Source organism: Pseudoxanthomonas mexicana, from assembly GCF_010093385.1.
Lineage (GTDB): Bacteria > Pseudomonadota > Gammaproteobacteria > Xanthomonadales > Xanthomonadaceae > Pseudoxanthomonas_A > Pseudoxanthomonas_A mexicana.
Genome location: NZ_PDWV01000022.1, coordinates 1 through 25,979 on the forward strand (window position 1 = coordinate 1; position 25,979 = coordinate 25,979).

The 25,979-nt window shown below is 68.6% G+C and carries 28 protein-coding genes and 1 pseudogene; 4 read left to right on the forward strand and 25 right to left on the reverse strand.

Features of this window, described 5'->3' with window-relative positions:
• Positions 1–292: 292 nt before the first annotated feature.
• The 11 genes from CSC76_RS09660 to rlmE all read right to left on the reverse strand — a co-directional run bounded on the left by CSC76_RS09660 (position 293) and on the right by rlmE (position 11,200).
• Positions 293–613, reverse strand: a complete 321-nt coding sequence (locus tag CSC76_RS09660; RefSeq protein ID WP_238394925.1) for a hypothetical protein — start codon at positions 611–613, stop codon at positions 293–295.
• Positions 614–790: 177 nt separating this feature from the next.
• The gene (locus tag CSC76_RS09665) at positions 791–2,083 is read right to left on the reverse strand and encodes an adenylosuccinate synthase (RefSeq protein ID WP_162109803.1); all 1,293 of its coding nucleotides are present in this window, start codon (positions 2,081–2,083) and stop codon (positions 791–793) included.
• Between the two features lie 223 nt (positions 2,084–2,306).
• On the reverse strand, positions 2,307–2,492 hold the full coding sequence (locus CSC76_RS09670; protein ID WP_162109804.1) for a DUF2065 domain-containing protein: 186 nt from the start codon (positions 2,490–2,492) through the stop codon (positions 2,307–2,309).
• Between the two features lie 92 nt (positions 2,493–2,584).
• Positions 2,585–3,448 carry a protease modulator HflC gene (gene hflC, locus CSC76_RS09675; RefSeq protein ID WP_162109805.1) on the reverse strand — a complete coding sequence of 288 codons (864 nt, stop codon included), beginning with the start codon at positions 3,446–3,448 and terminating at the stop codon, positions 2,585–2,587.
• Entirely contained in the window at positions 3,445–4,563 is a 1,119-nt protein-coding gene (gene hflK, locus CSC76_RS09680; RefSeq protein WP_162109806.1) for an FtsH protease activity modulator HflK, read from the reverse strand. Before hflK ends, hflC begins: the two co-directional genes overlap by 4 nt.
• Before the next feature lie 234 nt (positions 4,564–4,797).
• Positions 4,798–6,138, reverse strand: a complete 1,341-nt coding sequence (gene hflX, locus CSC76_RS09685; protein WP_162109807.1) for a ribosome rescue GTPase HflX — start codon at positions 6,136–6,138, stop codon at positions 4,798–4,800.
• Positions 6,139–6,172: 34 nt separating this feature from the next.
• Positions 6,173–6,451 carry an RNA chaperone Hfq gene (gene hfq / locus CSC76_RS09690; protein WP_162109808.1) on the reverse strand — a complete coding sequence of 93 codons (279 nt, stop codon included), beginning with the start codon at positions 6,449–6,451 and terminating at the stop codon, positions 6,173–6,175.
• Positions 6,452–6,616: 165 nt separating this feature from the next.
• Complete coding sequence (gene miaA, locus CSC76_RS09695; protein WP_162109809.1) at positions 6,617–7,573, reverse strand: tRNA (adenosine(37)-N6)-dimethylallyltransferase MiaA; 957 nt, start codon at positions 7,571–7,573, stop codon at positions 6,617–6,619.
• Positions 7,574–7,626: 53 nt separating this feature from the next.
• The gene (gene folP / locus CSC76_RS09700; protein ID WP_162109810.1) at positions 7,627–8,526 is read right to left on the reverse strand and encodes a dihydropteroate synthase; all 900 of its coding nucleotides are present in this window, start codon (positions 8,524–8,526) and stop codon (positions 7,627–7,629) included.
• Between the two features lie 63 nt (positions 8,527–8,589).
• Positions 8,590–10,518, reverse strand: a complete 1,929-nt coding sequence (gene ftsH, locus CSC76_RS09705; RefSeq protein WP_162109811.1) for an ATP-dependent zinc metalloprotease FtsH — start codon at positions 10,516–10,518, stop codon at positions 8,590–8,592.
• Between the two features lie 49 nt (positions 10,519–10,567).
• Positions 10,568–11,200: a 23S rRNA (uridine(2552)-2'-O)-methyltransferase RlmE gene (rlmE, locus tag CSC76_RS09710; RefSeq protein WP_162109853.1), complete on the reverse strand. Its 633-nt coding sequence runs from the start codon at positions 11,198–11,200 to the stop codon at positions 10,568–10,570.
• Positions 11,201–11,301: 101 nt separating this feature from the next.
• Here rlmE and yhbY point away from each other — a divergent pair, with 101 nt between their 5' ends.
• Together yhbY and CSC76_RS09720 are read left to right on the forward strand one after the other, a co-directional pair.
• Positions 11,302–11,607: a ribosome assembly RNA-binding protein YhbY gene (gene yhbY / locus CSC76_RS09715; protein WP_162109812.1), complete on the forward strand. Its 306-nt coding sequence runs from the start codon at positions 11,302–11,304 to the stop codon at positions 11,605–11,607.
• 22 nt (positions 11,608–11,629) lie between these two features.
• Positions 11,630–12,007: an Mth938-like domain-containing protein gene (locus CSC76_RS09720; RefSeq protein WP_162109813.1), complete on the forward strand. Its 378-nt coding sequence runs from the start codon at positions 11,630–11,632 to the stop codon at positions 12,005–12,007.
• 32 nt (positions 12,008–12,039) lie between these two features.
• Here CSC76_RS09720 and CSC76_RS09725 read toward each other — a convergent pair whose 3' ends face one another.
• From CSC76_RS09725 to surE, 5 genes and pseudogenes are all read right to left on the reverse strand, one after another.
• The gene (locus CSC76_RS09725) at positions 12,040–12,897 is read right to left on the reverse strand and encodes an endonuclease/exonuclease/phosphatase family protein (RefSeq protein WP_162109814.1); all 858 of its coding nucleotides are present in this window, start codon (positions 12,895–12,897) and stop codon (positions 12,040–12,042) included.
• Between the two features lie 11 nt (positions 12,898–12,908).
• Positions 12,909–13,682: a peptidoglycan DD-metalloendopeptidase family protein gene (locus CSC76_RS09730; RefSeq protein WP_162109815.1), complete on the reverse strand. Its 774-nt coding sequence runs from the start codon at positions 13,680–13,682 to the stop codon at positions 12,909–12,911.
• Positions 13,683–13,713: 31 nt separating this feature from the next.
• The gene (locus tag CSC76_RS09735) at positions 13,714–14,367 is read right to left on the reverse strand and encodes an exopolysaccharide biosynthesis protein (RefSeq protein WP_162109816.1); all 654 of its coding nucleotides are present in this window, start codon (positions 14,365–14,367) and stop codon (positions 13,714–13,716) included.
• 4 nt (positions 14,368–14,371) lie between these two features.
• Positions 14,372–15,004, reverse strand: coding sequence for a protein-L-isoaspartate(D-aspartate) O-methyltransferase (locus tag CSC76_RS09740; RefSeq protein ID WP_162109817.1), 633 nt, complete (start codon positions 15,002–15,004; stop codon positions 14,372–14,374).
• A gap of 44 nt (positions 15,005–15,048) precedes the next feature.
• Positions 15,049–15,825 (reverse strand): annotated as a pseudogene (gene surE, locus CSC76_RS09745) (5'/3'-nucleotidase SurE); the annotation flags it as partial.
• Positions 15,826–15,914: 89 nt separating this feature from the next.
• Between surE and CSC76_RS09750 the strand changes: the two are divergent.
• Positions 15,915–16,460, forward strand: coding sequence for a Smr/MutS family protein (locus tag CSC76_RS09750; protein WP_162109818.1), 546 nt, complete (start codon positions 15,915–15,917; stop codon positions 16,458–16,460).
• Positions 16,461–16,467: 7 nt separating this feature from the next.
• Here CSC76_RS09750 and CSC76_RS09755 read toward each other — a convergent pair whose 3' ends face one another.
• From CSC76_RS09755 to CSC76_RS09795, 9 genes are all read right to left on the reverse strand, one after another.
• On the reverse strand, positions 16,468–16,698 hold the full coding sequence (locus CSC76_RS09755; RefSeq protein ID WP_162109819.1) for a hypothetical protein: 231 nt from the start codon (positions 16,696–16,698) through the stop codon (positions 16,468–16,470).
• A gap of 105 nt (positions 16,699–16,803) precedes the next feature.
• A complete protein-coding gene (truD, locus tag CSC76_RS09760; protein WP_162109820.1) occupies positions 16,804–17,865 on the reverse strand; it encodes a tRNA pseudouridine(13) synthase TruD in 1,062 nt (353 codons plus the stop codon).
• A complete protein-coding gene (gene ispF / locus CSC76_RS09765; RefSeq protein WP_162109821.1) occupies positions 17,862–18,353 on the reverse strand; it encodes a 2-C-methyl-D-erythritol 2,4-cyclodiphosphate synthase in 492 nt (163 codons plus the stop codon). Before ispF ends, truD begins: the two co-directional genes overlap by 4 nt.
• 17 nt (positions 18,354–18,370) lie before the next feature.
• Entirely contained in the window at positions 18,371–19,063 is a 693-nt protein-coding gene (ispD, locus tag CSC76_RS09770) for a 2-C-methyl-D-erythritol 4-phosphate cytidylyltransferase (RefSeq protein ID WP_162109822.1), read from the reverse strand.
• A complete protein-coding gene (gene ftsB, locus CSC76_RS09775; protein ID WP_162109823.1) occupies positions 19,063–19,407 on the reverse strand; it encodes a cell division protein FtsB in 345 nt (114 codons plus the stop codon). Before ftsB ends, ispD begins: the two co-directional genes overlap by 1 nt.
• Before the next feature lie 3 nt (positions 19,408–19,410).
• A complete protein-coding gene (eno, locus tag CSC76_RS09780; RefSeq protein ID WP_162109824.1) occupies positions 19,411–20,694 on the reverse strand; it encodes a phosphopyruvate hydratase in 1,284 nt (427 codons plus the stop codon).
• 17 nt (positions 20,695–20,711) lie between these two features.
• Complete coding sequence (kdsA, locus tag CSC76_RS09785) at positions 20,712–21,545, reverse strand: 3-deoxy-8-phosphooctulonate synthase (protein ID WP_162109825.1); 834 nt, start codon at positions 21,543–21,545, stop codon at positions 20,712–20,714.
• Between the two features lie 150 nt (positions 21,546–21,695).
• On the reverse strand, positions 21,696–23,357 hold the full coding sequence (gene pyrG / locus CSC76_RS09790) for a CTP synthase (RefSeq protein ID WP_162109826.1): 1,662 nt from the start codon (positions 23,355–23,357) through the stop codon (positions 21,696–21,698).
• A 137-nt stretch (positions 23,358–23,494) separates the two neighbouring features.
• A complete protein-coding gene (locus CSC76_RS09795) occupies positions 23,495–23,749 on the reverse strand; it encodes a hypothetical protein (protein WP_162109827.1) in 255 nt (84 codons plus the stop codon).
• 321 nt (positions 23,750–24,070) lie between these two features.
• On the opposite strand from CSC76_RS09795, the gene parE reads away from it, so the two are divergent.
• A complete protein-coding gene (gene parE / locus CSC76_RS09800) occupies positions 24,071–25,960 on the forward strand; it encodes a DNA topoisomerase IV subunit B (protein ID WP_162109828.1) in 1,890 nt (629 codons plus the stop codon).
• The last annotated feature ends 19 nt before the right edge of the window (positions 25,961–25,979 follow it).

Below are 25,979 nucleotides of genomic sequence, written 5' to 3' on the forward strand. Positions count from 1 at the left end.
GGCGTGTCCGGGCCGGGGGTGTCGCGCGGGCGGTGCGGATCCGTCATCCGGCGGGGGACTCCTGAAGGCATGGAACGAAAGCAGCCCACCGTCGATGACGGCAGGTGCCCTACCTTGTATCGGCCGGGTTCAAGGAAACGTGAGGGTGGCGTTGGGGTGTGGGGGATGTGTTCAGGGGAGCGGTGAGGCCCGCGCTCGCCCCTCATCCGCCCCCGTATCAAGTACGGGGCAGGCTCGTTGGGCACCTTCTCCCCGCAAGACGGGGAGAAGGAACAGCACGATATGGCGCGCCTCAGGCGCGCAGGACGAGGGACTGGCTTTCGTCCAGGGCGCCGTCTTCCTGGATGACCACGTGGCGCGTGTGGTCGCGGTCGAACAGCACCGGGCTGGGCGCCTGGAACAGCGGACGGCGCACGAAGGCCAGGCGCCACTGGAAGATTTCCAGCGCCTCCAGCGTCACCAGCTGCGCAGGCGTCAGGCCGGCGCGCAACGCATCGGCGCTGTGCACGGGCGCAGCCTTGCGGCGCTCGGGCCGGCGGGGCGCCGCCGCGGCGGGCGCGGGGTGCTGCCAGGGGCCGGAGATGACGGAAGCGTGGGCGGCGTTGCGGTGCATGGAGGCTCCAACCTGTACGGTGTCACGGTGCTTCTAACGGCCACGGGCGGCTGCGATTGAGGGTGACGACCACCCTGCAAGGCGTGGGCCGGAATGAGGGCCGGCCATGAAAAAAGCCCCGCGGGTGCGGGGCTTTCTCAGTCGCTGGGTCCCGGCGTTCGCCGGGATGACGGCGGATTACGCGAACGGGTCCTGCAGGACCATGGTGTGGTCGCGGTCGGGGCCGGTGCTGACGATGGCCAGCGGGCAGCCGGACAGCTCTTCCAGCGCCCGCAGGTAGGCACGCGCGGCCGGCGGCAGCTTGTCCCACTCGGTGATGCCGTGGGTGTTCTCGTCCCAGCCCGGGAATTCCAGGTACACCGGCGTGCACTCTTCCCACCCGCCCGCATCCAGCGGCGCGTACTCGGTGCGCTTGCCACGGTACTCGTAGGCGATGCAGATCTTCAGCGTCTTCATGCCGTCCAGCACGTCCAGCTTGGTGATGCACAGGCCGGAAATGCCGTTGATGGCCACCGCGCGCTTCAGCGCCACGATGTCCATCCAGCCGCAGCGGCGCGGACGGCCGGTGGAGGCGCCGTATTCCTGGCCGCGGTCGCGGATGCCCTGCCCCACCTCATCGTCCAGCTCGGTCGGGAACGGACCGCCGCCCACGCGCGTGGCGTAGGCCTTGCAGATGCCCAGCACGTAGTCGATGGCGTCCGCACCCACGCCGGTGCCGGCGAACGCGCCGCCGACCGTAGTGTTGGAGCTGGTGACGTAGGGATAGGTGCCGTGGTCGATGTCCAGCAGCGCACCCTGCGCGCCTTCGAACAGCACGCGCTTACCCTGCTTGCGCAGGTCGTGCAGGATGCCGGCCACGTCGGACTTCATGGGCTGCACGTATTCGCCGAAGGCCAGGGCTTCGTCGTAGGTCTTCTGGAAATCGACCGCGTCCACGCCCAGGTACTTGGTGAGCACGAAGTTGTGGTAATCCAGCGCCGTGCGCAGCAGTTCTTCCAGCTGCTTGGGGTAATGCAGGTCGGCCACACGGATGCCGCGACGCGCCACCTTGTCCTCGTAGGCCGGGCCGATGCCGCGGCCGGTGGTGCCGATGGCCTTGCCGCCGGCCGCCTTCTCGCGGGCCTGATCCAGGGCGATGTGGTACGGCATGATCAGCGGCGTGGCCGGGGAGATCTTCAGGCGCGAACGCACTTCCACGCCGGCCGATTCCAGCTCGTCGATTTCCTTGATCAGCGCGGCCGGCGACAGCACCACGCCGTTGCCGATCAGGCACAGCGCGTCGGGGCGCAGGATGCCGGAAGGGATCAGGTGCAGGACGGTCTTCTTGCCCCCGATGACCAGCGTGTGGCCGGCATTGTGGCCGCCCTGGAAACGGACGACGGCACCGATTTCCTCGGTGAGCAGATCGACGATCTTGCCCTTGCCTTCATCGCCCCACTGGGCGCCGAGAACGACGACTGACTGACCCATGACGGGTAACTCCTCGATTGGTGGGTGGCCATCGGGGCCACCGGAAGGGGTCGTGCGGGGCCGCCGCGTTACCGATGCCGGCGAACTCCATCGGGGAGCCGCCCGCCACGCCGGGCCCAGACACGGAAAAAGCCGGCGGGTATCCCACGCAGGGGGCCCGTCCGGCTTTTGTGCATTATCCGGGTTTAGGGGGGCGGGGGCTACCCGGGGCCGGGGGCGCCGTTCAGTGCTTCACCGCCCACAGCAGGGTCAGGCCGAAGATCAGGATGAACCCGCCGACCGCGCGGACCTGGCCGTCGGACATCTGCAGCAGTTGCAGCGCGGCGCGTTTCCAGCCGGCGGGGATGGCGAACAGCACCAGGCCTTCCAGGATGGCGACCAGGCACAGGGCGGACCAGAGTTCGGACATGGGCGGATTCCCGGCCCGGCGACCGGGCGCGGGGCGATGAAAGACGAAGGGCCAAACGGGACCGGCCGCCCTGGGGCGGCCGGTGGAAGGGCTCAGCGGTCGCTCTTCATGTACTGCAGGAAGGGGTCGTCCTTGTCCAGCACGATCACGCCCTGGCCATCGGCGAACGAGGCGCGATAGGCCTCCAGGCTGCGCTGGAAGGCGTAGAAGGCCGGATCGCGGTTGGCCGCTTCGCCGTAGATGCGGGCGGCTTCCGCATCGCCTTCGCCGCGCAGCTTCTGCGCGTCGCGTTCGGCCTCGGCCACCAGCACGGTCTGGTCGCGGTCGGCCTGCGCACGCACGATGCGGGCCTGTTCCTCGCCCTCGGCGCGCAGCGCGCTGGCCACCTGGCGGCGTTCGGCGCGCATGCGGTCGTAGACCTGGCCGATCACTTCGCTGTCGGTGGGCAGGTCGATCTGCTTGAAGCGGATGTCGACGATCTGCATGCCCAGGGTCTTGGCGCCGGCGTTGATGCCCGGCAGCTGCTTTTCGATCAGCTCGTTGCGGTTGCCGGACACCAGCTGGGTCAGCGTGCGCGAGTTGATCTCGTTGCGCAGCGATTCCTTGATGATCGGCGCCAGGCGGTCGGTGGCGGTTTCCTGGTTGCCGCCGGTGGCGCGGTAGAAGTCCGCGGCGTTGACGATGAAGCCGATGGCGATGAAGTCGACGCTGACGTCCTTGCGCTCGGAGGTGAGCGAACGCTCGGGCGGGAACTCGTTGGCGGTGAAGCGCTGGTCGAACACGCGCGCGGTCTCCACCAGCGGCCACTTGAAGTGCAGGCCGGGGCCGATCTCGCTGCGGGCCACGCGGCCCAGGTTGAGCACCAGGCCCACCTGCCCTTCGCGGACCACGAACACCGAGCCCATCAGGCCCAGCAGGACGGCCACGGCGATGCCGACGATCAGGGAGGTCCTCATGGCTGGGCCTCCTCGCGGCGGGGAGTGCGCACGGAACTGCGCGCACCGGACGGGGTGCTTTCGACCTGCGGCATCACGACCTCGGCGGGAAGGGCGCCGGCGGGCGCGGGCGCGGCCGGAGCCTGCGCACCGCCCATCGGCACATAGATCAGCTGGCGGCTGTCGCCACCGACCACCTTGCGGTTGTCGGCCAGCACCTGCTGGACGGTATCCAGCCACAGGCGCTTGCGGGTGACTTCCGGTGCGTTGCGGTACTCGTCCAGCAGCAGGCTGAAGCGGGTGGCGTCACCGGTGGCCTTGGCGATGGCGGCGGTCTTGTAGCCTTCGGCCACGGTGCGCACGCGCTGGGCCTGGCCGCGGGCCTCGGGCACGATGCGGGCGGCGTAGGCGCGGGCTTCGTTGACCAGGCGCTCGTTCATCTGCTGGGCGCTGTTGACCTCGTCGAAGGCGGGCTTGACCTCTTCCGGCGGGCGCGCGTCCTGCAGGCTCAGTTCGGTGACCACCAGGCCGGTGCGGTAGGCCTCCAGCGAGGCCTGCAGCGCGGTGGACGCGGCCGCGGACAGCGGGCCGCGCGCGTTCAGCGCGGCGTCCAGGTTGGAGCGGCCGATCACTTCGCGCACGGCGCTCTGGGCGGTCTGCTCCAGCACGCGGACGGCGTCGGTGGTGCCGAACAGGAACTTCTGCGGATCGCCCACGCGGTACTGCACGTTGAACGAGACGGTGATGATGTTCTCGTCGCGGGTCAGCACGGGCAGGCTGTTGCTGAAGGTGCGCACCTCGGTGGCGTTGACCTTGGTGACGCTCTCGATGGGCCAGGGGAACTTGAAGTTCGGGCCCGGCTGCATGGTGCGGTTGTACTGGCCGAAGCGCAGCACCACGCCGCGCTGCTGTTCGCCGATCAGCTGGAAGCTGGAGAACAACACCAGGATGCCGACGCCCAGCAGGACCCAGCGCAGCGGGTTGCCGCCGCCACCGGCGCCGCCGAACAGGCCGCGCAGGCGCTCGACCACGTCGCCGATGCCGCCGCCCTGCCGGTTGCGCGGCTTCCAGCTGTTGTTCCGGTTGCCGTTGTTGCCAGATCCGCCGCTGCTGCTGCCGGGGGTGTTCCAGGCCATGCCCACTCCATCGTGAAGGATTCGCACGGCACGGGGCCGGCGCAGGTTTCGATTCTACTAGATAGGGGCGGCCCGACCGGCAAGCAAGGCCGGGAGGTCATGGGGCCGCCTGACAGCTGTAGGAGCGACGTGAGTCGCGACCGCACGGGTGAACCGCCCGGGGGGCAAATCCCCTGGTACGGAGTTCCCGCGGTCGCGACTGACGTCGCTCCTACAACAGCAACCGACCCCGCCCTACTGCCAGTCTTCCCGCTCGACCTTCGGCAGCAACGCCTCCAGCGGATGGCCGCCGGCCTGCGAGGCCAGGCGCTGGGCGTCGGCCAGGGCCAGGTCGACGGTGACGCGCCAGCCGTGTTCCTCGAAGTCCTCGGCCAGCACCGCGCCCAGCGCATGCAGGCGTGCGCGCAGGCGGGCGGAGTTGGACGGCAGGTGCAGTTCGCCGCGCACGCGCTGGAAGCCCAGCCGCTGCGCCAGCGCGCCCTTCAGCAGGTCGATGCCCTGCCCGTCGCGGGCGGAAATCCACACGCGCTCGCGGCCCATGCCGGCGCTGGGCGCCTCGCCTTCGTCCACGCCGGGATCGGGCTGGTCGTGGCGCGGGGCGGCGCCTTCGATGCGGTCGATCTTGTTGAACACCAGCATCTGCGGCAGGTCGCCGGCGCCGATCTCCTGCAGCACCTCGTCGACCTGGGCGATGCGCTCCTCGCGGTGCGGATCGGCGGCGTCGATGACGTGCAGCAGCAGGTCGGCCTCGCGCGCTTCGCTCAGGGTGGAGCGGAACGCGGCGACGAGTTCGTGCGGCAGGTCGCGCACGAAACCCACCGTATCGGCCAGCACCACCGCGCCGCCGGGCAGGTCGATGCGACGCACGGTGGGGTCGAGCGTGGCGAACAGCTGGTCGGCCGCGTAGGCCTCTGCACCGGTCAGCACGTTGAACAGCGTGGACTTGCCGGCGTTGGTGTAGCCCACCAGGGCCACGCGCGGCAGTTCGCTGCGCACGCGGGCCCGGCGCATCTGGGTGCGCTGCACTTCGACTTTTTCCAGCCGCTTCTGCAATTGCTCGACGCGCTTCTGCAGCAGGCGGCGGTCGGTTTCCAGCTGCGTCTCACCGGGGCCGCGCAGGCCGATGGAACCGCCGCGCTGGCGCTCCAGGTGGGTCCAGCCGCGGACCAGACGCGTGGCCATGTGGCGCAGCTGCGCCAGTTCCACCTGCAGCTTGCCTTCGTGGCTGCGCGCGCGCTGGGCGAAGATGTCCAGGATCAGGCCGGTGCGGTCCAGCACGCGGCGCTGCAGGAATTTCTCCAGGTTGCGCTCCTGGCCGGGCGAGAGCGGGAAGTTGAGCAGCACCAGGTCGGCGCCGGTCGCGTCGGCGGCCGCCTTCACTTCCTCCAGCTTGCCGCTGCCGATCAGCGTGGAGGGATTGGGACGGTCGATGCGCGCGGTCAGCAGCGCGGCGATGCTGGCGCCCGCCGAGCGCGCCAGGTCGCTGAATTCCTCGGTCAGGCCGTCGTCGGGACGGCCGCCGGCATGCGGCTGGATCAGCAGCGCATGCTCGCCCTTGCGGGATCTTTCAAACAATGGGGTCGTGCCTCTTCAATCGAGGCCCGCATTATCACGCGGTTTCGTCGTCGCTGCCTTCCGCCCCGTCCTCGCCCTGCTGCACGTAGCCGCCACCGGGCCCCACGCGCACGTTGCGCGCCGGCACCACCGTGGAGATGGCGTGCTTGTAGACCATCTGGCTGACCGTGTTGCGCAACAGGACCACGAACTGGTCGAAGGATTCGATGGTGCCCTGCAGCTTGATGCCGTTCACCAGGTAGACCGACACCGGGACGCGCTCGCGCCGCAGTGCATTCAGGAAAGGATCCTGCAGGGATTGCCCCTTGGACATGACGTACTCCCGCCTTGCGTTCTTATAGTAGGTATGGTGTTGAACCCGGCGCGGCAAACGGCTCCCCAGCCGCTCCGGAGACCCGATGTTACACAACTCCGGCCCTCGGGGGCGCCGCCAAGTCCGGCAGCCGGTCGCAGTTCGGCCATGCTGGCCCCGGCGGGCTCAGCCGCACGGCAGGAACAGGGCCAGGGCCTGGGCCAGGCGTGCAGCGTCGATGGCGGGATCGAACCAGCGGGCGTCGAGCTCGCCGCGCAGCCAGGTGAGCTGGCGCTTGGCCAGCTGGCGGGTGGCGGCAATGGCGCGTTCGCGGAAGTCCCGGGCATCGCCCTGCCCGTCCAGGAATTCCCAGGCCTGTCGGTAACCCACGGCGCGCACCGCCGGCAGGTCCAGCGGCGCGGCCACCGCCTGCATCCCGGGCAGCACGCGCAGGGCGCGGACTTCCTCCAGGAAACCCTGCGCCAGCATCAGGTCGAAGCGCTGGGCGATGCGCGCGTGCAACACGGCGCGGTCGGCCGGCGCCAGCACCAGCTTCAGCACGCGGTACGGCAGCCGTTCGCGCCGCGCCGTACGTTGCCAGTGGCTGATCGGCGTGCCGGTCAGGTGGAACACTTCCAGCGCGCGCTGGATGCGCTGCGGGTCGGTGGCATGGATGCGCGCGGCGGCCTCCGGATCGATCCGCGCCAGCTCGGCATGCAGGGCGGGCCAGCCGGCCTGCTGCGCCCGGGCGGCGATGCGGTCGCGCAGGGCGGCGTCGGCCGGCGGCAGGGCGGCGAGCCCTTCGAGCAGTGCCTGGAAGTAGAGCCCGGTGCCACCGGCCAGCACCGGCAGACGGCCACGTGCGGCGATGTCGTCCATCGCGCGGCGCGCGTCGTGGGCGAAGTCGGCGGCGGAGTAGACCTGCCAGGGATCGCGCACGTCCAGCAGGTGGTGCGGCACGCGCGCCCGTTCGTCCGCGCTGGGCTTGGCGGCGCCGATGTCCAGGCCGCGGTAGACCAGCGCGGAATCGACGCTGACGATCTCGCCATTGAAACGTTCGGCCACCTCCAGCGCGAACGCCGTCTTGCCCGACGCGGTCGGGCCCATGATGGCGATGGCGGAAGGACGGGGGTCGAGCGACATGCGTGCATTGTCGCATCCGGCCGCCGCGCTGGCCGGTGGAACGCCGGACGCGGTCAGTCGTCGTCGGGCCAGCGGATCGCCGGTGTCGCCGCGGCCTTGCGCGGCGTCGGCACGGCGGCGACGGCGTTCCACACCTTCAGGGCATCGATGGTGGCGGCCACGTCGTGCACGCGCACGATCGCGGCGCCGCGCTGGGCGGCGATCAGGTGCGCCGCCACCGATCCGGCCACGCGGTCCGCCGGCACGTCGCGACCGGTCAGTTCGCCGATGCTGCGCTTGCGCGACAGCCCCGCCAGCACGGGCACGCCCAGTTCGACGAAACGCTCGAACTGCGCGAGCAGCTGCAGGTTGTGCGCGGTGTCCTTGCCGAAGCCGAAGCCCGGATCGACGACGATGCGCTGCTTCGCAATGCCGGCCATTTCGGCGGCGAAGATGCGCTCGGCCAGGAAACGGTGCACCTCGCCCACCACATCGTCGTACTGCGGTGCGGCCTGCATCGAACGCGGTTCGCCCTGCATGTGCATCAGCACGACGGGGACGCCGAGCGCGGCGGCGGCGTCGAGCGCACCTTCGCGGCGCAGGCCGTAGACATCGTTGATCATCCCGGCACCCGCCTGCACGGCCGCGCGCATCACCTCGGGCTTGGAGGTGTCGATGCTGATCGGCACGGCCACCTGCGCAGCCAGGCGTTCGATCACCGGCACCACGCGACGAAGCTCTTCTTCGGCCTCCACTTCGGCGGCGCCGGGTCGGGTGGATTCGCCGCCGATGTCGAGCAGGTCGGTGCCCTCCTCCACCAGCCTCAGCGCATGCGCGACGGCGGCATCGGTCGTGTCGTGCGCGCCACCGTCGGAGAACGAGTCCGGGGTGACGTTGACGATGCCCATCACCTGCGGGCGGTCGAGCCTGAGGATGCGGCCGGCGCAGTCGAGCTGGGGGACGGTGTCGAACATGGGCAGGAAAAAAGAAAGGCCAGACGCGAGTCTGGCCTTTCATCGCGATGCTGGCAACGCGGCTCAGGTCTGCGCGGCCGGTCCACCGATCGGCGGCAGCGGGCGGGACTCGGGCTTGTCGTCGTCCTTGCCGGCCTTGTTCCAGCCCATCGGCGGCGGCGGCTCGCGGCCTTCCATGATGGCGTCGATCTGCGGCGCGTCGATGGTCTCGTACTGCAGCAGCAGGTGGGACATCGTGTGCAGCTTGTCCAGGTTCTCGGTGAGGATGGTCTTGGTGCGCGCATAGGCGCGGTCCAGGATGGCGCGTACCACCTCGTCGATGCGGCGCGCGGTTTCGTTGGAGACGTTCTTGTGCTGGGTGACCGAACGACCCAGGAACACCTCGTCCTCTTCCTCGCCGTAGGCGATCGGGCCCATCTCGTCGCTCAGGCCCCACTTGGTGACCATGTTGCGGGCCATCTTGGTGGCCCGTTCGATGTCGTTGGACGCACCGGTGGTGACCTTGTCGGCGCCGAAGATCAGCTCTTCGGCCACGCGGCCGCCGTACAGCGAGCACAGCTGCGATTCGATGGCCACGCGGTTGAGCGAGTACTTGTCGCCTTCGGGCAGGTACATGGTCACGCCCAGCGCACGACCGCGCGGAATGATGGTGACCTTGTAGACCGGATCGTGCTCAGGCACCACGCGGCCGACGATGGCGTGGCCGGCTTCGTGGTAGGCGGTGAGCGTCTTCTCTTCCTCGCTCATCGCCATCGAACGGCGCTCGGCGCCCATCAGGATCTTGTCGCGGGCACGATCGAAGTGGTCCATACGGACGTCCTTCGCGTTCTCGCGCGCAGCGAACAGCGCCGCCTCGTTGCAGAGGTTGGCCAGGTCGGCGCCGCTGAAGCCCGGCGTACCGCGGGCGATGACTATCGGCTCCACGTCGTCGGCCAGCGGCAGCTTGCGCATGTGCACGCGCAGGATCTGTTCGCGGCCCTTCACGTCCGGCAGGCCCACCACCACCTGGCGGTCGAAACGGCCCGGACGCAGCAGCGCCGGGTCCAGTACGTCGGGACGGTTGGTCGCGGCGATCACGATGACGCCTTCGCCGCCCTCGAAACCGTCCATCTCGACCAGCAGCTGGTTCAGGGTCTGCTCGCGCTCGTCATGACCACCGCCCAGGCCGGCGCCGCGATGGCGGCCGACGGCGTCGATTTCGTCGATGAAGATGATGCACGGCGCATGCTTCTTGGCCTGCTCGAACATGTCGCGCACGCGGCTGGCGCCCACGCCGACGAACATCTCGACGAAGTCCGAGCCGGAGATGCTGAAGAACGGCACCTTGGCTTCGCCGGCGATGGCCTTGGCCAGCAGCGTCTTGCCGGTGCCGGGCTGGCCGACCATCAGCACGCCGCGCGGGATCTTGCCGCCCAGCTTCTGGAACTTGCCGGGATCGCGCAGGAACTCGACCAGCTCGCCGACTTCCTCCTTGGCCTCGTCGCAGCCGGCGACATCGGCGAAGGTCACCTTCACCTGGTCCTCGCCCTGCAGCTTGGCCCGCGACTTGCCGAAGGACATGGCGCCCTTGGCACCACCGCCGCCGCCCTGCATCTGCCGCATGATGAAGATCCAGAACCCGATGATCAGCAGCACCGGCAGGAAGTTCAGCAGGATGGCCACCAGCGAGATGCCGCTTTCGGGCTGCTCGCGGTCGATGGTGACGTTCTTGTCCAGCAGCGTGTCGACCAGCTTGTCGTCCTGCGGGCCGTACACGGTACCGGTGGAGCTGTCCTTGCGCTTGAAGGCGATGGCGTTGGTGGCCAGGTTGCTCTCGTTGGTGAACTTCACCGAGGCCACGCGGCCGGACTCGACCTCGCGCAGGAATTCGGAATAGGTGATCGGGCCGCCGGTCGCGGTGGCACCGCCCTTGGGCGAGAAGCTCTGGAAGACCACCATCAGCACGACGGCGACGACTACCCACAGCAGCAGATTCTTGGTCAGGTCGTTCATCCTCATCGGCTCCGGCGTTCCTCTTTCGTAATACGCACTTTACGTCACCTTACTTGATCTGGATCCGCTTACCCTGCCCCAGGGCGTACACCTCGGGGGAGCGCTTGCGGGAGGCATCCGGCTTGCGGATCGCCACCTTGTCGTAGCGGCGGCGGAGCTCGCGGATGTAGTCGTCGAACCCGGTGCCCTGGAACAGCTTGATCAGGAAGGCGCCGCCCGGCTTCAGGTGCCGGTCGGCGAAGTCCATGGCCAGCTCCGCCAGGTACATCGCCCGCGGCTGGTCGACCGCGTCCACACCACTCTTATTGGGGGCCATGTCGGACAGCACAAGGTCCACGGGCGCGCCGTCCAGCAGGGCTTCAAGCTGCGATAGGACGCTGTCCTCCCTGAAATCACCGTGAAGGAACTCCACGCCCGCCAATGGCGGCATGTCCAGGATGTCCATCGCCACGACCCGGCCGTGGTCGCCCATCGCCTGGCGGACGAACTGCGACCAGCCGCCCGGTGCCGCGCCCAGGTCCACCACCACCATGCCGGGCTTGAGCAGGCGGTCGCGTTCCAGCAGCTCTTCCAGCTTGTAGGCCGCGCGCGAGCGCAGGCCCTCGGCCTGGGCCTTCTTCACGTAGGGATCGGAGAAGTGTTCCTTGAGCCAGCGCTGGCTGCTCTTGCTGCGGGTGGCCATGTCGGCAAGGTCTCCGGGCACGCTGCGACGGGAGCCGCCGGAGCCGTTCGTGGGGGCCGCCATGATACCCTGATCGCCCTTTCCGACCCGTACCGTGCCGCATGCCTGTTGCCCTGACCGCCGCCCAGACCCGTTTCCTGCGCGGCCAGGCCCATGACCTGAAAGCCTTGCTGCAGATCGGCAACAAAGGCGTCACTCCGGCCTTCCTCGCCGAGCTGGACGCCGTGCTGGAACAGCACGAACTGGTCAAGGTGAAGGTGGCGGGCGAAGACCGCGAGGCACGCGACGCGATGATCGGCGAACTGGCCGAGAAGGCCGACGCCGCCCTGGTGCAGCGCATCGGCCATACCGCCGTGCTGTACCGCCCCAGCAAGGAACGCCGGCAGATCGTGCTGCCGCGCGGCTGATCCGACTCCCCTGGCTTCCGTCATGCAGCTGAGCCACGAACTGCCCGACTACGCCTTCACCCTGCGCTCCGCCGACGGCCGACACGCACGGGTGAACGACCTCACCCTCACCGACAGCTTCATCCTGTCCCCGCAGCAGCTGGTCGAGAACTGGCCGGTCAGGGACAGCGCCGCGCTCACCGCCGACGATCTGGCGCCCCTGCTGGCGTTGCAGCCGGAAGTGATCCTGCTGGGCACCGGCGAGCGCCAGGTGTTTCCGCCCGCCGCCGTCATGGCGGCCTGCCTGCGCCAGGGCGTGGGCCTGGAAGTGATGACCAACGCCGCGGCCGCTCGCACCTTCAACGTGCTGGCCGGCGAATCGAGGCGCGTGGTCGCGGGTTTCCTGCTGGCGCCGGGCTGATCCCGTCACGGGCGCGCGGACGCCGCGCGCGGCTACCGGCGCGGAACGTCGCTGTGCATCAGCCGTACCCAGACGCCGTAATGGTCCGACGGCCAGGCGCCGGTCGCATCGGGCTGATCGAGGATGATGTCGGCGTCGACGACGCGGAACGCATCGCGCTGGGCGAACACGTGATCGATGCGGATCGGCGCATGGCCCAGGTGCGGATTGAGCGTGGTATGCACCGCTGCGTTCGTGTCCACGCCCGGGTGCGCTTCCGAATAGGCCTCGGCGAAGCGCGTGCGCAGCGGCGCAAGCTCGGGCATATCGGAGCGCGCATTGAAGTCGCCCCCGATGATCGAAGGGGCGTCGCCCGCCGTCTCGCCTATCAGCGTCAGCACGCCGGCGATCTGTTCGGCCCTGATCGCGCCGCCCTCCGGCGTGTGGTGCAAGTGCGTCACGTAGACGTTCAACGGGCGGCCATCGACCGTCGTGCGCACCCAGCCGGCGTTGCGATAGTCGTCCAGTGGCGACAGCTTCACCTCGCGGGAGGCCTCGATCGTGCCCCGCACCAGGATCGCATTGCCGTAGCGGCGGGCCTGGGTGGGCGCATCGGCGGAAAAGAAGCGGTACTGGTAGCCCAACCGTAAAGCCAGGACCTGCGCCTGGTTGGGCAGTGCCGCATCCTGCAGGACCTCCTGCAGCAGGATCACATCGGGGGCGAGCGCGCGCAGGTCCGCGACGATCGCATCCTGCCTGCGCGGCCAGTCCTGCTTGTCGTGCCAGAGGTTGAGCGTCACCGCATCCACGGTGGCCGGGCTGTCTGCCGGCGTCACGACCTTCGACGCACAGCCTCCGGCCAGGCAGAGCAGCACGCTCCACAGCACGGCGACGAAACCTGCACGTGCCATCCTGACCCGCTTCATCGCGCCGGCAGATATTGCAACGGATCCACCGGCTTGCCGTTGTGGCGGATCTCGAAGTGCAGCATCTCGCGCGCGGCGCCGGTGCTGCCCATCTCGGCGATCTGCTGGCCGGCCTTCACGTTCTGGCCTTCGTTGACCAGGCGCTTGCGGTTGTGGCCGTAGGCGGACAGCCACTGCTCGCTGTGCTTGATGATGATCAGTTCGCCGTAGCCGACCAGGCCGGCGCCGGAATACACCACCACGCCATCGGCCGCCGCACGCACCGCCTGGCCGCTGCTGCCGGCGATGCCGATACCCTGCTTGGTGGCATCGCCGCCGAAGAAGCGCCCGATCAGATGACCTTCCGCGGGCCATCGCCAGGCGAACCCGCTGTTCGCCGGCGCAGGCGCCGGTGCAGGCCGGGTAACCGGCGGCGGCGTGGGCCGCGTCGTGGTGCCGGCGGTGGAACGCGGAGGCGTCGTGGTCGGCCTGCTGCTGCCCGGATACAGCTTGAGCGTCTGCCCCGGATAGATCGTGTAAGGCGCGCCCAGCCCGTTCCAGCGGGCCAGGTCGTTGACGTCAACGCCATTGCGGAACGCGATGCCGTACAGCGTGTCGCCGCGCTGCACGCGCACGGTCGCGCCCGGCTTGCCCTGCGAAGGCTTGCGCGTGGCGGACGATGCGGAAGGCTCGCGCACCACGGTGGTCGAGCAGGCGCCCAGCAGCGCGACAACCAGTCCGATCAGGACGACGGAGGTGATGCGGCGGGCGGAACGGATCGTCGTGGTCATGCGTCGCTTCGTTTCCTCACAGGGCATGTTCTCAGCCGGTCAGCCGCTGGAACAGTTCGCGTACGGCCACGCCACCGCCCCCGATCAGCACGCTGAAATAGACGATCGTGCCGATGTTGGCCAGATGGCCCAGCAGGATCGCGCCACCATCGCGCTGGATGAAGCCGATGGCGTACAACAACAGCGCCAAGGCTGGCAGGGTATTGCTGAATGGCACGAATCCGAAGGGTGCCATCAGCAGCAGGGCGGCCAGGATGAAGGCCAGGTTGTTGATCACGCCCTGCCCCGGTCCGTCGACGAAGAGTCGCAGCCGGTGCGGGCGGCTGATCTTCTCCATGCGCCGCACCCAGACCAGGCCGGCGGTCAGGCCCGGACGCAGGCGCGCGGCCGGCAACGCCTTGTGCTTGACCCGCTGCGGCAGCCACAAGGGCCGGTTGATCAGGCGGCTGACGCCGACCAGCAGGATGGCCGCGCCGAACACCGTGCTCACGCCCGGGATCGACACCGGGATCAGGAACACCAGGGTCAGCAGGATGGTGAGCAGCATCAGGCCTTCATCGCTGAAGACTTCCAGCAGTTCGCCCAGGCTCAAGGCGTCGGGTGGCAGGCGTTCGATGATGTCGGCCAGTTGCTGGCCCAGCGAAGCGGCCGGATCGGCGGCTTCCGTATGCGGTGCGTCGGTCATGCGCTCAGTCCAGCGTGCCCGACAGCAGCGGCACGAACACCACCGGCGCCAGCGTGGTTTCTTCCACGCTGCCGTCTTCGCGCTTCACCAGCCGCACCAGCGATTGTGAACCGCTGCCGCCGACCGGTGCCACCAGCTGCCCGCCCACCGCCAACTGCTCGACCAGCACCGGCACCAGCGCCGGCGCTGCCGCGGTCACGATGATGCCGTCGTAGGGACCGTGCTCGGCCCAGCCGATGCGGCCATCGTCGTGCTTGCTGCGCACGTTCAGGCCCAACTGGCGCAGGCGTTTGCGGGCCTGGCGCAGCAGATCGCCGATCCGCTCCACCGTGTAGACCTCCAGGCCCAGGATGGCGAGCACCGCGGCCTGGTAGCCGGACCCGGTGCCGATCTCCAGCACCTTCTTCGGCGAATTCTCCAGCAGCACCTCGGTCATCCGCGCGACCACCCAGGGCTGGGAAATGGTCTGGCTGTGGCCGATCGGCAGCGCCGTGTCCTCGTAGGCGCGCGTGGCCAGCGCCTCGTCCACGAACAGATGGCGCGGCAGCGTGCGGATGGCGTTGAGGACACGCTCGTCGACGATGCCGGCCTCGCGCAGGCGCTCGACCAGGCGATCACGCACACGCTGCGAGGGCATGCCCATGCCCACCGCTTCGGGCTGCAGGCGCAAGCGCGGCGTCCCGCCGACGCCTCCAGCGCGGCGGTGAGCCCGCCGACCCAACCTGCGACCTTCTCCAGCGCCTGGTAACGGGTCAGGTCCACGTGGATCGGTGTGATCGAGATGTACCCCATGCGCACGGCATGGAAGTCGGTGCCCGGGCCCGCGTCCTGCTCGCGTCCGGCCGGCCCGATCCAGTACACCGTGTGGCCACGCGGGTCCGGCTGCGGTACGCAGGGCTCGGAACGGTGACGGTTGCCCAGGCGGGTGACCTCGAAGCCGCGCACGTCGGCCCAGGCCATGTCGGGGACGTTGACGTTGAGGATGGTATCGGCCGGCAGCGGATCGGCCTTCAGCCGCGCCACGATCTCAACGGCGGCGCGCGCAGCTGTCTCGTAGTGCTTCGCGTCGTGGTTCTTGGTAGCCAGCGACATCGCCACGGCCGGCAGGCCCAGGAAACGCCCTTCCATCGCCGCCGACACGGTGCCGGAGTAGATGACGTCGTCGCCCATGTTGGCGGTGTTGTTGATGCCCGAGACCACGATGTCCGGTTCGAACTCCAGCATCCCGGTCAGCGCCAGGTGTACGCAGTCGGTGGGCGTGCCGGCGACGCTGCAGGTGTAGTGATCGATGCGCTTGAGCCGGATGGGCAGATCCAGCGTCAGCGAGTTGCTGGCGCCCGAGCGGTCGCGGTCGGGGGCGACCACATACACTTCATGGCCCGCACTGCGCAGGCCTTCTGCCAGGATTCGGATGCCGGGGGCGTCGACGCCGTCGTCGTTGCTGACCAGTACGCGCATGGGTTTCCTCGGGGACGGGCCCATGATACCGGAACCGCGCCGATGCTTCCCGCGCTTGCGTCGCAGGACGATGCGGCTACGCTGGCGGCATGGCCCGACCCGATCCGCCCGAAGACGACGACGCTGCGCTGTTCCGCGACGCCATCGGCGAAGTGCGCCGCATGGAAGACGCGCCGCCGCCGCCGCGCAAGGCGCCGCCCAGGCCCCGCGCGCGCATGGCCGAGCGCGACGAGCTGGATGCGCGCAGCGAGTTCCTGCGAGGACTGGATGCGCTTGAGCCGCTGGCGGCTGGCGACACGCTCAGCCATCGCCGCGACGCGCTGCCTGCGCGCGCATTCCAGCGCTTGAAGCGGGGGCAGTACGCGGCGCAGGACGAACTGGACCTGCACGGCGCCACGGCCGCGCAGGCCGAAGGCCTGCTGCGGCGTTTCCTGGCCGATGCCGCTCTGCACGAGTACGGCTGCGTCCGCATCATCCATGGCAAGGGCCAGCGCGCGGACGCCGGTGCACCGGTGATCAAGAATCTGGTCGACCGCCTGCTGCGCCAGCGCGCGGACGTGATGGCGTTCCATTCGGCGCCGCCGGCACAGGGCGGCACCGGTGCGGTGCTGGTGCTGTTGGCGCGTCGCCGTTAGGCGGTTTTCAGTTCGTCGAGGCGATGGGCTTGATGACGGTCCGCTTCGGCGGGTTCACCCAGACCACGCGCGTGCCGCGTTGCTTGGCCACGCCGTCCACATAGGCCACGTAGACCTGGTCGATCTGGGTTTCGCGCTGCATGAGCGGCGCATCGCGCATCGCACTCTGCGTGCTGGTGCAGCCTGCCGACAATGCGGCCAGAAGCAGTGTTCCGCACACGAGGCTGAGACGTTTCATGGTGACCTCCCGTCGGTTGGGGGTGGACATGACATCCAGTACACCGGAGCGCGCCTCCGGCTCACCTTCGGCTTATACGCCTGCTGCAGCAGGCTTCCAGTCCCCTCAGCGATCTTCCGACAAACGGTCGGAGACCACGCGCGACGCATCTCCGACCTCGCCCAGTTCGTGCAGCACCGCCGTCGCATAACTGCCCGGCGGCAGCGCGAAGCTCAACCGCAGCACCGATGAATCGGGCCACTCCCACGCCAGCCCCTCGGGGCGAAGCCGCAGGGCACGACGCTCCTGGCGCAGGCCTTCCTGCTCCAGGCCGGCCTTCAGCGCCTGGGCATCATCGCCCTGCAACGCGGCCTCTTCGCAGTCGCGGGCGGCCGCTTCCGCGCGGGAGGCGCCCTTTCCCCACAGCGGTCCCGTCGGATGGATGTCGAAATCCGCCAGGCGCTGCGCCAGCGTGCCGCTCCAGGGCTCAGGGCCGAAGACGCTGCGGCTGCCCGCGAGCATCCAGACCTCGCCCTCCAGACCGCGATTCCAGCTGCCGTCGGCCAGGCGGGCCGCCAGCACGCGGTTGAAAAGCTCCGAACGCGCGGCCGAGAGCAGCAGCGAACGCTGGTCACGTCGCACCCGGCGACCGGCGAACATCGCCAGCGCCGCCGCCACATTGCCCCCATCGCGGCCGAAGCGCTGCTCGCCGAACCAATTGGGCAGGCCCTGCGCGGCAATGTCGCTGAGCCGCGCCTCGATGGCGGTTCGATCGCCCACCACATCACGCAGGACCAGTTCGAAGCGGTTGCCGGCCAGCGCGCCCCGCGGCAGCTTGCGCGAATGCCACGAGGCCTCGATGACCTTGAGATCGTCCGACACCAGGGCCGCCAGATCCGGCGCCACCTTGCGCGGCAGGTGCACGCTGAAACGCTGGCGGGTGACGGCATGGCGATCCTTCAGGCCCGCATAGCCCACGCCCATCTCGGCGATGCCCGCCCAGGCAGCGATGCGCTTGGCGGCGAAGGCCGTGTTCATGCCGCGCTTCTCCACCGTCAGCAGCAGATGCTCGCCTTCGCCCGACGAGTCGAAGCCCGCCAGTTCTTCGACGAAGAAGTCCTCCGGCACGCGACGGTACTGCGCAGTGAGCACCGGCGCGCCGAACGCGCGCGGCAGCGGCTCGCTCATGCCTTCACCAGCAGCACCACGGCCTGCGCCGCGATGCCCTCGCCGCGGCCGGTGAAGCCGAGCTTCTCCGACGTCGTCGCCTTGATGCTGACGGCGCCCACCTCGATGCCAAGGTCTTCGGCCACACAAGCGCACATGGCATCGGCGTGGGGTCCGACCTTCGGACGCTCGCAGATGACGGTGACGTCCGCATTGCCGACGCGCCAGCCGCGTTCGCGCAGTAGCGCGTCGCAATGCCGCACGAACGCACGGCTGTCGGCGCCCTTCCAGCGATCGTCGGAAGGCGGAAAGTGTTTGCCGATGTCGCCCAGCGCCAGCGCGCCCAGCATGGCGTCGCACAGCGCATGCAGCACCACGTCGCCGTCGCTGTGCGCCTGTACGCCGCGCGCGTGCGGCACGCGCACGCCGCCCAGCATGACGTGGTCGCCGTCGCCGAAGGCATGGACGTCGAAGCCCTGGCCGATGCGGATGTTCAAGGTGTCGGGCATGGGGATACCGTGCGGGCTCAGGTGCGGCGCGAAAGCTCGAATTCGAACCTTTCAAGGTCCGCGCGCGTGGTGATCTTGAAGTTGCTTTCCGCGCCTTCGACCAGCAAGGGGCGCAGGCCCAACCGCTCCATCGCCATGGCCTCGTCGGTGACTTCGACGCCTTCGGCCGTGGCGGCTTCCAGCGCACGGGTCAGTTGCAGGCGGCGGAACAGCTGGGGGGTGAAGGCGCGCCACAGCCGCTCGCGCGGTTCGGTGCCGTCGATGCCGCCATCGTCGCCCGCGCGCTTGAGGGTATCGCGCACGGGGGCGGCAAGGATCGCGCCGACCGGATCGTTCCGGCCGCGCTCCAGCAGTTGGGCAAGGTCTTCCCGCCCCAGGTTCGGGCGGGCCGCATCGTGCACCAGCACGAAATCGTCCGCGCGCACGCTGGCCGGCAATGCCTGCAGGCCGGCCAGCACGGATGCGGCACGCGTCGCGCCGCCGGTACAGGCGATCAGCGGCCGACCCTCGTAATCCGTCCAGCCCGGCCAGTCCGGATCGTTCTCCGACAGCGGCACCACCACGCCTTCGACGGCGTCATGGGCGAACAGGGCCTGCAGCGTCCAGGCAAGCAGCGGGCGACCGTGCACGGTCAGGTACTGCTTGGGCAGTTCGCTTCCGAAACGGGTACCACGGCCGGCGGCAGGGACCACGGCCCAGACACCGGCCATCAGGGCGCCGCCTCTTCGTCCGCGTCGGCGGACGCCGGATCGTCCGACACAGGCGTGGCGGGCACAGGCTCCACCACGCGGTAGAACGTCTCGCCCGGCTTGATCATGCCCAGCTCGCTGCGCGCGCGCTCCTCCACCGCCGATTCGCCGGACTTGAGGTCCTCGACTTCGGCGGCGAGGGCGTCGTTGCGCTCCTGCAGGCCCGCGTTCTCGCGCTTCTGCGCCGCGACCTGCTGTTCCAGCGCGACGACCTGGCCCGTACTGCCGACGCCGAACCAGAACTTGTACTGCAGCCATCCCAGCAGCAGCACAAGCACCAGCAGGAGCCAGGGCGCCTTGCGCATGGACTACTTCTTCAGCGACACGAAGGCGTTGCGGCCGGCATAGCGCGCCTTGCTGCCCAGCGCTTCTTCGATGCGCAGCAGCTGGTTGTACTTGGCCACGCGGTCGCTGCGGCACAGCGAACCGGTCTTGATCTGCGTGGCCGTGGTGGCCACCGCGATGTCGGCGATGGTGGTGTCCTCGGTTTCGCCGGAACGGTGCGACACGATCGCCGCGTAGCCCGCGTGGTGCGCCATCGCGATCGCTTCCAGCGTCTCGCTCAGGGTGCCGATCTGGTTGACCTTGATCAGGATCGCATTGGCGGTGCCGGATTCGATGCCTTCCTTGAAGATCTTCGGGTTGGTGACGAACAGGTCGTCGCCGACCAGCTGCACCTTCTTGCCGATCCGGTCGGTCAGCAGCTTCCAGCCCGCCCAATCGTCCTCGGCCAGGCCGTCCTCGATGGTGATGATGGGGTACTGCGCGGCCCAGTCGGCGAGGAATTCGACGAACTGCTCGCTCGTCAGGCGCTTGTTCTCGCCCACCAGGTGGTACTTGCCGTTGTCGAAGAACTCGCTGGAGGCCACGTCCAGGCCCAGCAGCACGTCCTCGCCCGCGGTGTAACCGGCCTTGCCGATGGCTTCGAGGATGGTATCCAGCGCTTCCACGTTGCTGCGGAAGTCCGGTGCGAAACCGCCCTCGTCGCCGACCGCCGTGCTCAGGCCGTGGCCCTTCAGCACCGATTTCAGCGAGTGGAATATCTCGGTGCCGGCGCGCAGCGACTCGGCGAACGAGTCGAAGCCGACCGGCAGCACCATGAACTCCTGGAAGTCCACGTTGTTGTCCGCGTGCGCACCACCGTTGATGATGTTCATCATCGGCACCGGCAGCGTCACGTCGCCGGTGGCGAGGTACTGCCACAGCGGCTGCTTCTTCGAGGCCGCCACCGCATGCGCGTTGGCCAGCGACACGCCGAGCAGCGCGTTGGCGCCCAGGCGACCCTTGTTCTCGGTGCCGTCCAGGTCGATCAGGCGACGGTCCAGGCCTTCCTGATCGGTGGCGTCGAACCCGTGCAGCGCGTTCGCGATGGGGCCGTTGACGTTCTCCACCGCCTTGCGCACGCCCTTGCCCAGGTAACGGGTCTTGTCGCCGTCGCGCAGTTCCACGGCCTCCTTGGTGCCGGTCGAGGCACCGGACGGCACCATGGCGCGACCGAAGGAGCCGTCGTCCAGCGTGACCTCGGCTTCGAGGGTGGGATTACCGCGGGAATCGAGGATCTCGCGGGCGTGGATCTTGGCGATGGTCATCATCGTGTCGTCTGCTCAGCTCAGAGAGTGGATTCTAGGAAACCGTTCTTCTTGGTGATGGAGTCCAGCGCCAGCAGCGTTTCCAGCAGCGCTTCCATCTTGTCCAGCGGCCAGGCGTTCGGGCCATCGGACAGGGCCTTGGCCGGGTCCGGGTGGGTTTCGGCGAACAGGCCCGCCACGCCCACGGCGACCGCCGCGCGCGCCAGCACCGGGACGAACTCGCGCTGGCCGCCGGAGCTGCTGCCCTGCCCGCCCGGCAACTGCACCGAATGCGTCGCATCGAAGACCACCGGACAGCCGGTGTCGCGCATCACGCTCAACGAGCGCATGTCGCTGACCAGGTTGTTGTAGCCGAACGACGCGCCGCGCTCGCAGACCATGATGTCCTGGTTGCCGGTGGACTTGGCCTTCTCGACGACGGGCTTCATGTCCCACGGCGAGAGGAACTGGCCCTTCTTGATGTTGACCGGCCTGCCGGCGGAGCAGACCTTGCGGATGAAATCGGTCTGGCGCACGAGAAAGGCAGGGGTCTGCAGCACGTCCACGACGGCGGCGACCTCGTCCATCGGCGTGTACTCGTGCACGTCGGTGAGCACCGGCACGCCGACCTGCTTCTTCACCGCGTCCAGCACCTTCAGGCCTTCTTCCATGCCCGGGCCGCGGAAACTGGTGCCGGAGGTGCGGTTGGCCTTGTCGAAGCTGGACTTGAAGATGAAATTCATCCCCAGCCTGCCGGTGATTTCCTTCAGGCGACCGGCGACGTCGATCTGCAGCTGCATCGACTCGATCACGCACGGGCCGGCGATCAGGAACAGGGGCTGGTCCAGGCCGACGTCAAATCCACAAAGCTTCATTCACACACCTCTCGTTTGAGCCCCTCTCCCCCGGGAGAGGGGTTGGGGTGAGGGTACGGCGGAATACGGAGACTGGAACATACCGGATTCCGCCGGGCCCTCATCCGCCCCTTCGGGGCATCTTCTCCCGGCGGGAGAAGGGACATGCGTTTACGCCCGCGCTTCCTTCAGCAGCTTGCCGCCGGCCTTCTTTTCGCGCGCGGCACGGATGAAGCCGACGAACAGCGGGTGACCGTCGCGCGGCGTGGACAGGAATTCCGGATGCGCCTGGCAGGCCAGGAACCACGGATGCACGGTGCGCGGCAGTTCCACCATTTCCACCAGCAGGTCGTCCATCGACTTGGCGGCGATGACCAGGCCGGCGTCTTCCAGCTGGGTGCGGTAGCGGTTGTTGAACTCGTAACGATGGCGGTGGCGCTCGGCCACCACGTCCTTGCCATACAGCTCGCGCGCCAGCGTGCCGGGCTTCAGGCGCTGCTCCTGCAGGCCCAGGCGCATGGTGCCGCCCAGGTCGGAACGTTCGTCGCGCTTCTCGATCTCGCCGGCGGCGGTGCGCCACTCGGTGATCAGGCCGATGACCGGGTGCGGCGACTGCTTGTCGTTCTCGGTGCTGTTGGCATCGACCAGGCCCGCCACGTGGCGCGCATAGTCCACCACGGCCGCCTGCATGCCGTAGCAGATGCCGAAGTACGGCACCTTGTGCTCGCGCGCGAAGCGCGAGGTCAGCACCTTGCCTTCGAAGCCGCGATCGCCGAAGCCGCCCGGTACCAGGATGCCGTCCACGCCCTGCAACAGGGCCATGTCGGTGCCTTCCAGGTCCTGCGCCTCGATCCACTTCAGGTTCACGCGCGTGCGCTGGCGCAGCCCGCCGTGCTTGAGCGCCTCGCCCACGGACTTGTAGGCGTCCTGATGGTCGACGTACTTGCCGACGACGGCGATGGTCACTTCGTCCAGCGGATTGAGCGTGGCGTCTACTGCGGCTTCCCACTCGGACAGGTCGGCGGCCTTCGCGTTGTCGATACGGAACTGGCGCAGGACGATCTCGTCCAGGCCCTGCCCGTGCAGGCCCATCGGGATGCGGTACAGCACGTCCACGTCCGGCACGCTGATGACGGCGCGCTCGGGCACGTTGGTGAACAGCGAGATCTTGCGACGCTCGGAATCGGGGATCGGCTGCTCGGAGCGGCACAGCAGCACGTCGGGCTGGATGCCGATGGAGCGCAGTTCCTTCACCGAGTGCTGGGTGGGCTTGGTCTTCAACTCGCCGGCGGCGGCGACGTACGGCACCAGCGTCAGGTGCATGAAGAGCGCCTTCTCGGGGCCGCGTTCGGTGCGGATCTGGCGGATCGCTTCCAGGAACGGCAGCGACTCGATGTCGCCCACCGTGCCGCCGATCTCCACCAGCGCCACATCGAAGCCTTCTGTGGCCTCGTCGATGCAGCGGCGGATCTCGTCGGTGATGTGCGGGATCACCTGCACCGTGGCACCCAGGTAGTCGCCGCGGCGCTCCTTGCGGATCACGTTCTCGTAGATCCGGCCGGTGGTGATGGAGTTCTTGCGGCTCAGGCGCGTGCGCACGAAGCGCTCGTAGTGGCCCAGGTCCAAGTCGGTCTCGGCGCCGTCGTCGGTGACGTACACCTCGCCGTGCTGGAACGGGCTCATGGTGCCCGGGTCGACGTTGATGTAGGGGTCCAGCTTCATCATCGTGACCTTCAGGCCACGTGCTTCGAGGATGGACGCAAGCGAAGCGGCGGCGATGCCCTTGCCTAGCGAGGACACAACGCCGCCGGTAACGAAAATCAGGGGAGTCATGGCGGGGCTCCGGAAAGCCATAGTCTACAGGCAACACGTGTCGCCCGGAAGCGCGACGCCCCGCCGAAGCGGGGCGTCCTGACGCATCGAGGCACCTCGAAACCCTTGCCCTGCAAGGGTTTCCGGGAAGGCCTGGATCAGGGCTTGCGCTCTTCTTCTTCCTCGCCGGCCTTCTTCTGCTGGCCCTCGGCGGCCTTGCGCTGCTTGGCGGCGGCCTCGTTGGCCGCACGGCGGCGCGCCTTGGCTTCCGGATCGGAGGGATCACTGGTCTGGGACTGGTCCTGCTTGGGCTTGTCGGCGTCGGTCGCGGTCTTGGACTGGGCGAACGCCTGGACCGCGAACAGCGCGCCGACAGCGGCGGCGGACAGCAGCAACAGGTTTCGGGACTTCATGGCAAGGCTCCTCGTGGATGGCGGAAATCTGGGGGCGCCGGGCGGCGATCCCAAGGGCGTCCCTGTCCACGCGCGCAGTTTCAGCCGGTGCGACTGAACATGGCGAAAATATGGGGCAGGCGGCACACTGCCGCACCCTGACGCCCCCGACAGAGGATGTCGAATGCATTTCCCATGCCCCGTGCGCCGCCGGACCGCGTGCTGCCGCCACGGCGCGACGCTGGGAACGGCAAGAGTTTCCCTGGCGACTATCACTACAATCCACCCACCAGCGACGCCCTGCCGGGCGCCGCACCGCCCCGCTGAGACGCCGCAGACCCCATGAGCAGTCGTTACAACGCCGCCGACATCGAAGTCCTTTCCGGCCTTGACCCGGTCAAGCGCCGGCCCGGCATGTACACCGACACCTCGCGCCCCAACCACCTGGCGCAGGAAGTCATCGACAACGCGGTGGACGAGGCGCTGGCCGGCCATGCCGGCAGCATCGAGGTCACTCTCTACAAGGACGGCAGTTGCGAAGTCAGCGATGACGGTCGCGGCATGCCGGTGGACATCCATCCGGAGGAGAAGATCCCCGGCGTGGAACTGATCCTCACGCGGCTGCACGCGGGCGGCAAGTTCAGCAACAAGAACTACACCTTTTCCGGCGGCCTGCACGGCGTGGGCGTGAGCGTGGTGAACGCGCTGTCCACCCTGGTGGAAGTACACATCAAGCGAGACGGCAGCGAACATCGCATCACTTTCCGCAACGGCGACCGTGCCACGCCGCTGGAGGTGGTGGGCAGTGTCGGCAAGAAGAACACCGGCACGCGCGTGCGGTTCTGGGCCGACCCGAAGTACTTCGATACGTCGAAGTTCAACGTGCGCGCCCTGCGCCACCTGCTGCGCGCGAAAGCCGTGCTGTGCCCGGGCCTGAACGTCACCCTGTTCGACGAAGCCACCGGCGAGCGCGACAGCTGGCATTACGAGGATGGCCTGCGCGACTACCTCAAGGGCGAGATGGCCGGCCGCGAACTGCTGCCGCCGGATCTGTTCGTTGGCCAGCTGAAGAAGGACAGCGAAGTCGTCGACTGGGCCGTGGCCTGGGTGCCCGAAGGCGAACTGGTCCAGGAAAGCTACGTCAACCTGATCCCGACCGCACAGCACGGCACCCACGTCAACGGCCTGCGCAGCGGGCTTACCGACGCGCTGCGCGAGTTCTGCGACTTCCGCAACCTGCTGCCGCGCGGCGTGAAGCTGGCGCCCGAAGACGTGTGGGACCGCGTGACCTTCGTTCTGTCGCTGAAGATGACCGACCCGCAGTTCAGCGGCCAGACCAAGGAACGCCTGTCCTCGCGCCAGGCCGCCGGCTTCATCGAGGGCGCGGCGCATGACGCCTTCAGCCTGTGGCTGAACCAGCACGTCGACCTGGGCGAGAAGATCGCGCAGATCGCCATCGAGCGCGCCAGCGCCCGACTGAAGACCGAGAAGCAGGTCGTCCGCAAGAAGGTCACCCAGGGCCCTGCGCTGCCCGGCAAGCTGGCCGACTGCATCAGCCAGGACCTGTCGCGCACCGAGCTGTTCCTGGTGGAGGGCGACTCGGCCGGCGGTTCGGCCAAGCAGGCGCGCGACAAGGATTTCCAGGCCATCCTGCCGCTGCGCGGCAAGATCCTGAACACTTGGGAAGTCGCATCGGGCAGCGTGCTGGCCTCGCAGGAGGTGCACGACCTGGCCGTGGCGATCGGCTGCGACCCGGGCAAGGACGACATCAGCGGCCTGCGCTACGGCAAGGTGGTGATCCTGGCCGATGCCGACTCCGACGGCCTGCACATCGCCACGCTGCTGAGCGCGCTGTTCCTGCGCCATTTCCCCGCGCTGGTCGCTGCCGGCCACGTGTTCGTGGCGATGCCGCCACTGTTCCGCGTGGACGTGGGCAAGCAGGTGTTCTACGCGCTGGACGAGGAAGAGAAGCGTCTGCTGCTGGAGAAGATCGAGCGCGAGAAGATCCGCGGCGCGGTCAACGTCACCCGCTTCAAGGGCCTGGGCGAAATGAATCCCTCCCAGCTGCGCGAGTCCACCATCCACCCGGATACGCGTCGGCTGGTGCAGTTAACCGTCGACGACGACCTGCAGACCCGTGGCCTGATGGACATGCTGCTGGCGAAGAAGCGCGCAGGCGACCGCAAGACGTGGCTGGAGACCAAGGGCGACCTGGCGTCGCTGGACGTCTGATCGCAACCGTTCATTGCAC

Excerpts from the sequence above, each read along its gene's own strand:
- CSC76_RS09660 (WP_238394925.1), bottom strand. The coding sequence starts at position 613 with ATGCACCGCAACGCCGCCCACGCTTCCGTCATCTCCGGCCCCTGGCAG.
- CSC76_RS09665 (WP_162109803.1), bottom strand. The coding sequence starts at position 2,083 with ATGGGTCAGTCAGTCGTCGTTCTCGGCGCCCAGTGGGGCGATGAAGGC.
- CSC76_RS09670 (WP_162109804.1), bottom strand. The coding sequence starts at position 2,492 with ATGTCCGAACTCTGGTCCGCCCTGTGCCTGGTCGCCATCCTGGAAGGC.
- hflC (WP_162109805.1), bottom strand. The coding sequence starts at position 3,448 with ATGAGGACCTCCCTGATCGTCGGCATCGCCGTGGCCGTCCTGCTGGGC.
- hflK (WP_162109806.1), bottom strand. The coding sequence starts at position 4,563 with ATGGCCTGGAACACCCCCGGCAGCAGCAGCGGCGGATCTGGCAACAAC.
- hfq (WP_162109808.1), bottom strand. The coding sequence starts at position 6,451 with ATGTCCAAGGGGCAATCCCTGCAGGATCCTTTCCTGAATGCACTGCGG.
- miaA (WP_162109809.1), bottom strand. The coding sequence starts at position 7,573 with ATGTCGCTCGACCCCCGTCCTTCCGCCATCGCCATCATGGGCCCGACC.
- folP (WP_162109810.1), bottom strand. The coding sequence starts at position 8,526 with ATGTTCGACACCGTCCCCCAGCTCGACTGCGCCGGCCGCATCCTCAGG.
- ftsH (WP_162109811.1), bottom strand. The coding sequence starts at position 10,518 with ATGAACGACCTGACCAAGAATCTGCTGCTGTGGGTAGTCGTCGCCGTC.
- rlmE (WP_162109853.1), bottom strand. The coding sequence starts at position 11,200 with ATGGCCACCCGCAGCAAGAGCAGCCAGCGCTGGCTCAAGGAACACTTC.
- yhbY (WP_162109812.1), top strand. The coding sequence starts at position 11,302 with ATGCCTGTTGCCCTGACCGCCGCCCAGACCCGTTTCCTGCGCGGCCAG.
- CSC76_RS09720 (WP_162109813.1), top strand. The coding sequence starts at position 11,630 with ATGCAGCTGAGCCACGAACTGCCCGACTACGCCTTCACCCTGCGCTCC.
- CSC76_RS09725 (WP_162109814.1), bottom strand. The coding sequence starts at position 12,897 with ATGGCACGTGCAGGTTTCGTCGCCGTGCTGTGGAGCGTGCTGCTCTGC.
- CSC76_RS09730 (WP_162109815.1), bottom strand. The coding sequence starts at position 13,682 with ATGACCACGACGATCCGTTCCGCCCGCCGCATCACCTCCGTCGTCCTG.
- CSC76_RS09735 (WP_162109816.1), bottom strand. The coding sequence starts at position 14,367 with ATGACCGACGCACCGCATACGGAAGCCGCCGATCCGGCCGCTTCGCTG.
- CSC76_RS09740 (WP_162109817.1), bottom strand. The coding sequence starts at position 15,004 with ATGCCCTCGCAGCGTGTGCGTGATCGCCTGGTCGAGCGCCTGCGCGAG.
- CSC76_RS09750 (WP_162109818.1), top strand. The coding sequence starts at position 15,915 with ATGGCCCGACCCGATCCGCCCGAAGACGACGACGCTGCGCTGTTCCGC.
- CSC76_RS09755 (WP_162109819.1), bottom strand. The coding sequence starts at position 16,698 with ATGAAACGTCTCAGCCTCGTGTGCGGAACACTGCTTCTGGCCGCATTG.
- truD (WP_162109820.1), bottom strand. The coding sequence starts at position 17,865 with ATGAGCGAGCCGCTGCCGCGCGCGTTCGGCGCGCCGGTGCTCACTGCG.
- ispF (WP_162109821.1), bottom strand. The coding sequence starts at position 18,353 with ATGCCCGACACCTTGAACATCCGCATCGGCCAGGGCTTCGACGTCCAT.
- ispD (WP_162109822.1), bottom strand. The coding sequence starts at position 19,063 with ATGGCCGGTGTCTGGGCCGTGGTCCCTGCCGCCGGCCGTGGTACCCGT.
- ftsB (WP_162109823.1), bottom strand. The coding sequence starts at position 19,407 with ATGCGCAAGGCGCCCTGGCTCCTGCTGGTGCTTGTGCTGCTGCTGGGA.
- eno (WP_162109824.1), bottom strand. The coding sequence starts at position 20,694 with ATGATGACCATCGCCAAGATCCACGCCCGCGAGATCCTCGATTCCCGC.
- kdsA (WP_162109825.1), bottom strand. The coding sequence starts at position 21,545 with ATGAAGCTTTGTGGATTTGACGTCGGCCTGGACCAGCCCCTGTTCCTG.
- pyrG (WP_162109826.1), bottom strand. The coding sequence starts at position 23,357 with ATGACTCCCCTGATTTTCGTTACCGGCGGCGTTGTGTCCTCGCTAGGC.
- CSC76_RS09795 (WP_162109827.1), bottom strand. The coding sequence starts at position 23,749 with ATGAAGTCCCGAAACCTGTTGCTGCTGTCCGCCGCCGCTGTCGGCGCG.
- parE (WP_162109828.1), top strand. The coding sequence starts at position 24,071 with ATGAGCAGTCGTTACAACGCCGCCGACATCGAAGTCCTTTCCGGCCTT.